The organism is Mesorhizobium sp. P5_C1 (genome assembly GCF_054049815.1).
The window spans coordinates 1-2204 of sequence record NZ_JBFULQ010000734.1; the positions used below are offsets into that span (position 1 = coordinate 1).

3 protein-coding genes and 1 pseudogene are annotated in these 2204 nt (G+C 59.4%); 3 read left to right on the forward strand and 1 reads right to left on the reverse strand.

What is annotated here, in order from left to right:
• The 3 genes and pseudogenes from ACXJ7R_RS30570 to ACXJ7R_RS30580 form a co-directional block, all read left to right on the forward strand.
• Positions 1-341, forward strand: a pseudogene (locus tag ACXJ7R_RS30570) (type VI secretion system tip protein VgrG); the annotation flags it as partial.
• A 10-nt stretch (positions 342-351) separates the two neighbouring features.
• Positions 352-780, forward strand: a complete 429-nt coding sequence (locus ACXJ7R_RS30575; RefSeq protein WP_457155069.1) for a DUF6484 domain-containing protein — start codon at positions 352-354, stop codon at positions 778-780.
• Positions 780-1889: a HEAT repeat domain-containing protein gene (locus ACXJ7R_RS30580; RefSeq protein WP_457155070.1), complete on the forward strand. Its 1110-nt coding sequence runs from the start codon at positions 780-782 to the stop codon at positions 1887-1889. The genes ACXJ7R_RS30575 and ACXJ7R_RS30580 overlap by 1 nt, the downstream gene beginning before the upstream one ends.
• Here the strand turns inward: ACXJ7R_RS30580 and ACXJ7R_RS30585 are convergent.
• A partial coding sequence (locus ACXJ7R_RS30585) for a type VI immunity family protein (protein ID WP_457155071.1) occupies positions 1867-2204 on the reverse strand: 338 nt, incomplete at its 5' end. The two genes, ACXJ7R_RS30580 and ACXJ7R_RS30585, sit on opposite strands and share 23 nt — an antisense overlap.

Here is a 2204-nt window from a genome sequence, read left to right on the forward strand (position 1 = left end):
TCACTATAGGCAGCGCCCAGTCTTTCAACGTTGGTGCCGCGCGCAGCGCCAGCATCGCGGCCGATGACACAACGACGGTTGGTGGAGGGAGTTCGCTGTCAGTGACCGGTGCGAGTTCAATCCAGATCGGGGAAGACAGTTCAATCAATGTCGGCAAAAAGCTGGTTATTACCGTTGGTGACGAAATTCTGATCAAGTGTGGTTCGGCCAAATTCATGATGAAGAAGGACGGTACCATTGCCCTGGAGGGGAAGGACATTTCGGTCAAAGCAAGCGGCAAGATTGGCATCAAGGCATCGAGTGACATAACGATCAAGGGCTCGAAGATCAGCGAGAATTGAGGATGCAGCGATGAGTGACGTTCGCGAACACATTGACGGTGTGGTGATCGGCATCTTTCTCGGTTTCGATGATGCGGCGTCACCGCTGGTGGTATTCCCCGGCAATCCGGAACAGACAGCCTTGCCCGCGCGCAGCTTGACCGGGCTGACGTCCGATATGATCGGCTCCGAGGTGGCTTTGCTCTTTCAAGAGGGCGATCCCGCCAGGCCGCTCATCGTTGGCCGCATCGTCGATCCGGCGCGCAAGACTGCGGCGCCACAGGTCGTGCGGGACGGCGAGCGCGTTCGCATTACCGGGGAAGAGCGCATCGAGCTGCGATGCGGCAAGGCGACGATCCTGATGGAAAAGGATGGCCGCATCACCATTCGCGGTACTTTCGTCACCAGCCAGGCGAGCGCCACCAATCGTATCCGTGGCGGTTCGATCGACCTCAATTGATGTTGGCGGCAAGCGACAAGTCGAAATCAGAAGGCACGCCCGGTCGGCGGATAGTGCCGGATGTCGTAAGGCAGCACGCCGAGCAGGTCGCATTCTTCTGGGCGCAACGCGACACTTTGATGGCGTCGGATCCGCCGAACCTGGATGTGGTCGCCGGTGTCGACCGGCGCCTGGAAGCCAACCTGGATGGCTTGCGTATCGCAGGGTCGGCCGCTTGGCCGTTCATCGTTGCGGTGTATGAGGATTTCCCCGAGAAAGGCGAGTTGTTTCTGTATGGATGGATGGCGATAGAATTGAACGACAGCCGCCGCATTGCCGAGGTTGTCGAGCATGGGAATCGAAGCGAGGACGATGCTTGCGGATTGGTCGGCGCGCTGGCGTGGCACCAGCCCGCAACGATCGCGCCGCTGGTGCGGGACTGGATCGGAGCGCAGGATGCGTTCAAGCGATATCTCGGCGTATCGGCTTGCCTTGGGCATGGCGTCGACCCGAAGCAGATGCTGGTTCGACTTGTGCGCGATCCGGATGCACGAGTTCGCGCCGCGTCACTGCGGCTTGCCGGAAAAATCGGACGAGCCGATCTCCTTCCGCAACTGAGCACTGCGTTGGATGATACCGAAGAGTTGCCACGCTTCTGGGCCGCCTGGTCACTGGCGGAACTCGGTTCAGGCGACCTGGCCAGCTCCGAACTTCGCAAGGTTGCCGTCAGCAGAAGCGCTGACGCAATGACGGCGTTGCGCGCCGCCGTCAAGGCCTCACCCGACAGGGATGTCCGCGCCTGGATGGGCGGACTGTTCAAATCGCCTGAAACCGCGCCTTTGGCCGTACGTGGCGCCGGCATGCTGGGCGACCGCAACATTCTGCATTGGCTGATCCACCAGATGCGCACACCTGCTCTGGTCGCCGCCGCCGGCATTTCCTTCCTGGAGCTTTTCCCCGAAGCCAAAGAGCATGACGAACTTTTCTCAGTCGAACCCGACTTGCTGGGAGACAAGATTGCCGAACATTTCGACCAGGATCCTCCATATCTGCCGGTTGCCGACAGGGTCAAAGTATGGGCAATCGAGCGGCGCTTGCTTGCCGATCCTATCGCCAGCCCAAGGGATTGATGAACCTGTGGATCCACTCGACCGTGTTGTCGTTCTCGAAAAAAAGTCTGCCTGAAAATCTTGGGTGTTCCCGAAGGAAAAGAGGTTCCAGAAGGCGGCTTGCGTCGAAATAGGCATCATTGACCGTTTTCGGTCGGTTCATGTCTTCGACATTCGGCTCTGAGCCAAGTCGCATCAGGTAGCCTCGTCGTCCGCGCTCGATGTCGACGGAACTGAGGGACGCGCAGCTTTTCACCAGTTCCGCCCAAGAAGCGTCGATCGCTGACAGGCCCTCGCCGAGAAGTGTCAGCCAGCTCACCGTTTTGATCCCGAGGT